At 46.1% G+C, this 7,925-nt stretch carries 10 protein-coding genes; 7 read left to right on the plus strand and 3 right to left on the minus strand.

Going from position 1 to position 7,925, the window contains the following annotated elements; all coding sequences use genetic code 11:
- The 6 genes from L4C42_RS23345 to L4C42_RS23370 all read left to right on the plus strand — a co-directional run.
- The coding region (locus L4C42_RS23345) for a hypothetical protein (protein WP_429761800.1) at positions 1–235 on the plus strand (235 nt) is incomplete at its 5' end.
- A 368-nt stretch (positions 236–603) separates the two neighbouring features.
- The gene (locus L4C42_RS23350) at positions 604–894 is read left to right on the plus strand and encodes a SemiSWEET transporter (protein ID WP_353496506.1); all 291 of its coding nucleotides are present in this window, start codon (positions 604–606) and stop codon (positions 892–894) included.
- A 201-nt stretch (positions 895–1,095) separates the two neighbouring features.
- Positions 1,096–2,517: an AGE family epimerase/isomerase gene (locus L4C42_RS23355; RefSeq protein WP_429761828.1), complete on the plus strand. Its 1,422-nt coding sequence runs from the start codon at positions 1,096–1,098 to the stop codon at positions 2,515–2,517.
- 133 nt (positions 2,518–2,650) lie between these two features.
- The gene (locus L4C42_RS23360) at positions 2,651–2,890 is read left to right on the plus strand and encodes an RNA recognition motif domain-containing protein (RefSeq protein ID WP_429761821.1); all 240 of its coding nucleotides are present in this window, start codon (positions 2,651–2,653) and stop codon (positions 2,888–2,890) included.
- 257 nt (positions 2,891–3,147) lie between these two features.
- Positions 3,148–3,714, plus strand: coding sequence for an outer membrane beta-barrel protein (locus L4C42_RS23365; RefSeq protein WP_429761822.1), 567 nt, complete (start codon positions 3,148–3,150; stop codon positions 3,712–3,714).
- Positions 3,715–3,944: 230 nt separating this feature from the next.
- On the plus strand, positions 3,945–4,763 hold the full coding sequence (locus tag L4C42_RS23370; RefSeq protein ID WP_429761823.1) for a hypothetical protein: 819 nt from the start codon (positions 3,945–3,947) through the stop codon (positions 4,761–4,763).
- 55 nt (positions 4,764–4,818) lie between these two features.
- On the opposite strand, the gene L4C42_RS23375 is transcribed toward L4C42_RS23370, so the two are convergent.
- The 3 genes from L4C42_RS23375 to L4C42_RS23385 all read right to left on the minus strand — a co-directional run bounded on the left by L4C42_RS23375 (position 4,819) and on the right by L4C42_RS23385 (position 7,364).
- Positions 4,819–6,057 carry a DNA cytosine methyltransferase gene (locus tag L4C42_RS23375; protein ID WP_429761824.1) on the minus strand — a complete coding sequence of 413 codons (1,239 nt, stop codon included), beginning with the start codon at positions 6,055–6,057 and terminating at the stop codon, positions 4,819–4,821.
- A 185-nt stretch (positions 6,058–6,242) separates the two neighbouring features.
- Complete coding sequence (locus tag L4C42_RS23380) at positions 6,243–6,530, minus strand: helix-turn-helix domain-containing protein (protein ID WP_429761825.1); 288 nt, start codon at positions 6,528–6,530, stop codon at positions 6,243–6,245.
- 114 nt (positions 6,531–6,644) lie between these two features.
- Entirely contained in the window at positions 6,645–7,364 is a 720-nt protein-coding gene (locus L4C42_RS23385) for a DUF3581 domain-containing protein (protein WP_429761826.1), read from the minus strand.
- 209 nt (positions 7,365–7,573) lie between these two features.
- On the opposite strand from L4C42_RS23385, the gene rpsF reads away from it, so the two are divergent.
- A partial coding sequence (gene rpsF / locus L4C42_RS23390; RefSeq protein ID WP_429761827.1) for a 30S ribosomal protein S6 occupies positions 7,574–7,925 on the plus strand: 352 nt, incomplete at its 3' end.

Here is a 7,925-nt window from a genome sequence, read left to right on the forward strand (position 1 = left end):
ACCATTCCCCAATCAATTACCTCCGCTGGAATACCCTAGCGAACATGAAGTCAGAAAGGTGAAATGTGGCGGCTATATTAAACTTAACGGGCAAGCCATTTACGTCACGAGAAGACTATTAGGTGAGTACGTTAGTTTGGAATATATCGACAATCGATGTTGGTTGCTTCGATTTGGAGAAATGAGATTAGGGATTGTAGATGAAGTTGTTGGAAAAGTAATTCGGCCAACATAGGGTGTTACCTATGTGGCCGGTTTAAAGTGTTACCTATGTGACCATCAGTACAAGCGCACACCAAGCCTCAAGTAGATTCCTGTCTTCACAGGAATGACGGTGTTGAGGGTTGTAAAGACCCAATTTAGTCGTCCCCCCCTGCGCAGCAGGGGTCTTCTTTAAGCGCACACCAAGCCTTAAGTAGATTCCTGTCTTCACAGGAATGACGGTGTTGAGAGTTGTAAAGACCCAATTTAGTCGTCACCCCTGCGCAGGCAGGGGTCTTCTTTAAGCGCACACCAAGCCTCAAGTAGATTCTTGTCTTCACAGGAATGACGGTGGCTAAGGGTTCTATTGCTTTAACAACACATCCATTCTGGAGCAATAATATGTTGAGTATCACCACACTCGGCTATATCGCAGCGTTTTGCACCACTTGTTCTTTCATTCCTCAAGTGCTGCACATATTCAAGACCCGAGATACCCAATCCATCTCACTAGCAATGTATTCAATCTTCGTCACCGGTGTCGCGCTTTGGCTTGCGTATGGTGTATTAGTGACTGACCCACCAATCATCATTGCCAACGCCATCACCTTATTGCTCGCCTCCATCATTCTGATTATGAAAATCAAAGATGTCACCGGCAAACGACCAACCTTCTCCAAAACCAGCGCTTGATAAAACGTGACCTCCAAGCCAAGCTCCCCCTGCTTGGCTTTTTTCATTGTAAAACTCTTGAACTGCACAACAGTTTGTATAGGTGTTATGGCGCTATAGTTTCAGCAATTCAAACACTTATAAAAAAAAGGATACGTCATGTTGTCTTATTCTCTTCGCACCTCTATTTTAGCTCTGTCTATCGCAGCCTCTTGTGGTGCGATGGCGTCACAAGCATCGTCAGTGACACCAGAAGATACCTTTCCGAGCACACAAGCGTGGCTAACACACGCCAAGCAAGGTCTCGCTCCTTACTGGATGCATGAAGCAGCGCAAGGTGTCCCCGTCGGCAATTTCCCAACATTTCGCTGCGATAATGGAGAGTTATTAGACATATCCAACGTCTGCCCAGAGCTGCAACACGGCTGGATCATCCCTCACTTTGGGCGCGAATACACACGTATGAAGTCACGCCAGACTTACGCTTATGGCGTTCTTTTTCATCTTACCGGCGATGTTAAAGCGCTCGAACTTGCCAAAGACGGGGCTTACTACCTCATTGACCAACTTCAAGACGCCGAGAACGGTGGATTTATCTCGTTCACCGAAGACGATAAGCCGGGTCTAAAGTGGACACAACGCACCTCCCAAGACCAAGCTTACGCCCTTGTTGGCCTTGCCATGTATTACTACCTAACGCGCGACCCTAAGGTAGAGAAAGCACTCGTCGAACAGCAAGCGTTCATCTTCGATAAATACAAACTCAATGACGACGTCGGCCTAGCCTGGGTATTGGAAGATGGCGATGACCAAAGCGCCAAACAACACGAACTGGTCGCACAGCTTGATCAAATCAATGGCTACATGCTCCTAGTCGCCCCTCTACTTCCCGAGCCTCATAAAACCAAATGGCTAGCGGATCTCGAGTGGCTAACACAAATCTTAGTCAATGATTATCACGCCGATGATGAGCAGCGATTCTACGGAGCCATACACCACAAAGCCGTGATGCAGCCTAACGCGAAACATAATGACTTCGGTCATACCATTAAAGCGTATTGGATGACCTATCTCACCGCCCAGCTCCTGGATAAGCCAGACTGGGAGACCTTCGCTAAGCAAGGCATGGAAGTAACACTAGAAAGAGCCCAGTACAACATGCCATTTGAATATGTCGCCGATTTCTTCCCCAAAGAGCAGCAAGAAGCGCTAAAAGGCACCACCATCCCGACATGGCAAAGTAGACCAAACAGTGGTGGCGCCTCTTCTTGGGAACGGGCGGAGCTTGACCAAGCCGCTATGACGCTCTCTATGGATGTTGGAAAAGCTAGAGCACCACTCGGTGATACCACCACTGGCTTTATGAACGTATGGGTTGACCATAAATATGGCGGTGTGGGTCTAAATCCAAAATCAACCAAAGCCTTCCACTGGGGAAATGGTTATCACCAATTTGAACACGCTCTGATTGGCACACTGGCATCAGGGTCACTCAATCATAACCCAGTGACCCTGTATTACGCAGTGAACGATGAAAGACTCCCAAGCTTCACGCCATACTACTATCAAGGCAAAGTGAACAAGACCACATCGCTCAAGAATGGCAAGGTTCAGGCGGTAAGCTTTAGTGACATCACACCTTAGCTTTTATGCAAAAGGGCAGAAGTCATGCAAAGAAGGTAAGAAAATCGAAGAAACGGGCAGGAATCACTTGGTTTCAAAGGCATAACCTGCGACAATCCGCCCGTTATTCACCCTTGATTACAGATGGTCAATTATGCAAATCTTAGTACGCAACCTATCTCGCGAAACCACAGAGCACGATGTACGCCTTCAGTTCCGTGAGTACGGCCGAGTTACCGAGTGCACACTCGTACTAGACAAAGAGACAGGAAAGTCGAAGGGCTTCGCGTTTGTAACTATGCCTGAAATTGAAGAAGCGAAGGTAGCGATTAAAGAGCTAAACCTAACTATGTTTGGTGGCAGCAAGATCCGCGTTAAATTCGCCGGTCACTAATTGGCACATCGCCATACTCAAAATGCCCGACATGGCTAATTTAGCCAAGCTAAACCGTGTATTACATCATAAAGAACTCCGTTTATTCCGACAGATGAACGGAGTTTTTTTGTTGTTATTTCAGCCAAAATCACGTCTTAACAGACCAAAGCCCTACCTTATTTGTCATTGAGTGCAAAACTCAAATTTTTGTATTGCAACCAGCCTCAACGCAATTTAGCCTTAATGTAATTACACGCATTTTAAAAGGAATTACAGTGTCCCTTTCTCGTATCACTCTTACACTGACGCTCCTCGCATCCGCTACCACTTACGCAAGCCCGGTACAGTTTCTACTTGGCGTCGACAGCCATAAAGGTTTTGCTGGCGGCATAGAAACCATCGTCTACGATAACTTTATTATCGGCGGCCAGTTTAATTTTGGCTCTTCCGACGAAAGCAACAGTCAGACAGGCACTTACCCAGGCATTACCAACCCAACGTTTACCAGCAAAAAATCGGCACAGCATTACGGTCTATACACTGGTTACCGATTTAATGACGGAATGTTAGACGGCTTGGCACTCAAACTCGGCATTGCTCAAATGAACGTCAACATCAGTGAAGATGTTTATGGCACGGACGGGAATTCAGATATCATTTACGATATCAACGAGCGTAAATACCAACCTTTCGTTGGTCTTGGCTACCATGTTAGCGAGCGCTTTTCACTCAATATACACGCACACTTAGCCGGTATCGATACCATCAATGTTGACGGCAAAACACTCGACTCAGGTTTTGATGCAACAACGCTAAGCTTTATGGCCGGGTTTACCTTCTAGCCTGTTGAGACTCAAAATAATTTCCAACTGTTGAATAGGATAGTGCCCGTTTCGGGCCTATCGACACCCTTCTGATAACATCATCACCAAAAGCCTCATATTTCTCGATACATATCAAACAAGTCGCGCACCTTAGGGTTTGCGACTGTGCATTGAATCGGATTAACCTGATATCAACCAAATAGAAACCTCTATCTTGCCGCACTTAGACTAGGGAAAGTGAGTTAACTATGCCGTATGAGCTAAAGGATTTTGAAAATAACGAAATCAGCTTCGCTGAGCTGAACAACAAGTCTTTTGCCTGTGCACAAGGGGAGAATCAAGAGAGCTTGTTCGTAAAAACCTTTAAAAAGTTGCAAGACAACGGATTTATTCAGTCTGAAGAGCGTATCGCCATCCATCCAGAGAAGGAAGCCAACCCTTATCATCCCGACTTGATCGTAAACGAGAAGCTCGTCGCTGAATTGAAAACCAAGGCGTCACCACTGTTTATGGCGCTGAACTACGGTATCGACCCTCAATACGCACTCACCATGGATTTAAAGGACTCTCTACATTACAACAAACTGCTTGAGCAAGGTACAGACGTCACCATCTATGTTTGGGTGAAGTGGGCAGCCAAAACAATGCAACGCTATTCTGTGCAAAACGGGCAAAAGTGCTACAACGACGAAGTCTTTGAAGTTGGACAATTAGCGGGGATATGGAAGGTGAACTTCTCTCAATTGCGTCAGTTCGAACTTGACTATCAAGTGCCCATTCATTGGTACAAGGAAGAATTTCGCAAACCACCTGAATACTCACGCGATGAGCCAGAACACAAAGCGTGGTTTGACTATCTTGAAAACTTTGAGCCGAGACTAGTCAACCCTAGAACAAACAAACTGAAGAACATCACCTCAAAAGGTTATGACAAAGACACTCTTTACACCAAAGGCGACTCTTCTGGCAGTTACGTCTTTGACCTAAGAAACCCAATATTCCAGAGACTGTACTGGAATCATAAAAGCCCCAAGCGTCTTTGTTTGGACATACAACATTATCGCTAAATGCAAACAAGGAAGCCAAAAGGCTTCCTTGTTTGCTATTGCGTACTACTCGTTATTACGCGTTGCCAGTGGTTGGCTGCTCAAGAGATTCGATATCGTTAAGTAGCCTTACCAGTGAATGCCCTAACGCTTTAGACATATTCACCGGTACCGCATTACCGATTTGCTTATACGCAGCGTTCTTCGAGCCTTTAAACTCCCAATTGTCCGGGAAAGTCTGAATACGTGCGTACTCTCTTACTTGAAGCGGGCGCGTTTCAATAGGATGGCAGCGTTCCGTTTGTTTTTGTGCTGGAGACGTGGTGAGCGTCAAACTCGGCTCATCCAAAGAGAGACGTCTTGCCATGCCCGTCTTACCACCACCTAGGAAGTAGCTACCGCCCATGTATTCACGCTGCAGATCATCTGACAGATCGCGCCAGTAGCCACCTTGCGGTACATGCTCCATGATTTCGCGTTTGCGCTCTGGGTAAAGCTGGCCTTCTGACTCAGGTACATCCGTGTCGTAAAGTTCACCCGCGTAAAATGCATCACGAAGCGTCATCACTTTGCGATAAGGTGAAGGCCAATGAAACTTCACTTTTTGCGCCAGATCTTTTCGGATAGCAACCAAGATCAAGCGTTCACGTTTTTGTGGAACTTTGTAGAATATCGCTTTGAGTACGCGCGGCTCAACCAACTCATAACCGAGTTCATCAATGACGCTTTTAATGGTTTCTAGGGTGCGACCATCGTCGTGAGTAAGCAGTGCTCTTACGTTTTCTGCCAAGAATACTTTTGGCTGAGTTTCTTTGATGGCACGCGCCATTTCGAAAAACAAGGTACCGCGAGTATCTTCAAAACCTAGGCTCTTACCTGCATAAGAAAATGCCTGACATGGGAAGCCGCCAGTAAGAATATCCACCTCTTCTTCAATCTGGGTGAAATCCACTTTAGCAATGTCGCCTTCAATCACATTCCAATCTGGTCGGTTATGGCGCAACGTCGCACAGGCGTGCTTGTCCATTTCGTTAAGAAGAATGCTCTCAAGGCCCGCTTGTTCCATGCCAATAGCAAGGCCGCCACCACCAGCGAACAGCTCGACCAGTTTGTAAGGTCGCAATGGTTTCACAGCGCGTTCATCATCCCAAAGGGTTTGAACCATCGACTGGATCTCTGGGTGATGTTCAACTTGGTCAAGCCCAATGGTGCCAGACTCTTCGCAGCGCTTTAACTCACCACGACGAATACGTGCTTCCATGGTCGATTTAGATTGGGAAAGGATATCCGCTAATACTTCAACACTAAAATTCATTTTCTTCTCTTTGGACATCATAACAATGACGCTTCCAATAGTAGATAAGGACTGTACAAACATACAGCCCCATTTGTTCGGGTTGACTATTCTACCTGTTTTTAAAAGTGCAGACTACCTGCCAAAAGCTCTGACTGTCATCAAACTTCCGCGCTAAGTGGTTACGTTTAAGGTTGCCAGTCGCCCTACTTTTTCAAATAGCCTAGGGTCTGCGCCATGCGATCGGCATTGTCTTTAATCCAGCTTGAGTCAAAAGGCCCCCAAGAAACAATCTGGTAGTGACCATTTTTCAGTGCACCCGTGAACTCACATTCGATATCTAGCTCATGCAGAGCATTAATCGTGTCTTGAGCCGTACGGCGTGGAATTTCGATGCTAGATTGGATCTTTGGGATGGTATTGCAGCCAGAATCAATAAGATAAGCGAGATACAAGCGGCGATAAAATGAAGTTTTGGTTTTACTAGGGGTCATGCGTCCTTTTCCTTGGAAAGAGGAAGAGCATTGCGCTCCCCCTCTAATGATTCATCATCCGGGCAGGTTGATGTCATCCGAAATAGACTAGCAAAATTTGATACTTAGAGCCAGTTAAGCCGCCAACTGCATTAGGAAAGCATCTTTGCGAGCGTTGAATCGCTCTACGAGATCATCGATCGCCTCATCCGAATAAGGTTTAAGACCGCTAGCCACCATTCGCTTAACGCCTTTACCAATGACAATGCCATCTTCTTTAAAGTTAAAGTTCAGTGTCACGGTACCGCGCTTACCTTCAATATCAAACGTTGCACCGCTAAACTCAACCTCTGGGTGCGTCAGATCTAAACGAGAAAACTCCACTTCCATGCTCTCGTAAATCACCAGCGGGCGCTGGGAGTTGATCATCATCTGCTTTTCTTGCATCAGTGGCACCATAATGTGCGGGAAGTTCATGCCAGAGAATTGCACGTAGTTCGATACCACGTGCTCAATAAACTCAGCAGAGCGGCTTTGCTCACCTGAGTGAGAGAAACGCAGATACTCTTTGCCATTATCATCGACAACCACAGATTCACTGTCGCTGTTACGCTGTACTTCGAGTTCAACACCGTCGTTGACCATTCCAGAGAATTCAAAACGCATCTTTTGGCTAATGCCTTCTTTATCTAGCAAGGCTGCAAAAAGCAGATCGCCCGGCACACAAAAACGCTTGCTGTCTTCGTCGTGGATAGGATTGAAATCCCCAGCGACTTTTTTAGCAAAATGGCTAGCTTGTTGACGAGTGAACTGGAACTTCGAATTTTCTCTTGAAATATAAGGTGTTAGAAACATACAACGACACTATTAATTTAAAAACTGGCGGAAGTATAACGTATGCCACCAAGGCCAATGGTCTATCCAGATAAATACCTAAATACTTAGTTGTTTAACGCAGCAACTTCTTGTAATATCGCCGCTCATTTTCGGTCTTATTATTCGTTCCTTGCTTCCTCTGGACGACCGACCAACTGTGGAAGCTAATAATCCGTAAGGAGCAACCAATGCGTCACTACGAAATCGTATTCATGGTGCACCCTGATCAAAGCGAGCAAGTTGCTGGCATGATCGAGCGTTACACTGGTTCAATCACTGAAGCTAACGGTACTATCCACCGTCTAGAAGACTGGGGCCGCCGTCAAATGGCTTACCCAATCAACAAGCTTCACAAAGCACACTACGTTCTAATGAACGTTGAAGCGCCACAAGAAGCGATTGATGAGCTAGAAACTGCTTTCCGTTTTAACGATGCAGTTCTACGTAACATGATCATGCGTACTAAAAAAGCTGTTACTGAGCCTTCTATCATGCTTAAGCAGAAAGAAGAGCGTTCTGAGCGTGCTCCACGTCGTGAAG

This window comes from Vibrio wakamikoensis (genome assembly GCF_050337275.1).
Lineage (GTDB): Bacteria > Pseudomonadota > Gammaproteobacteria > Enterobacterales > Vibrionaceae > Vibrio > Vibrio chaetopteri.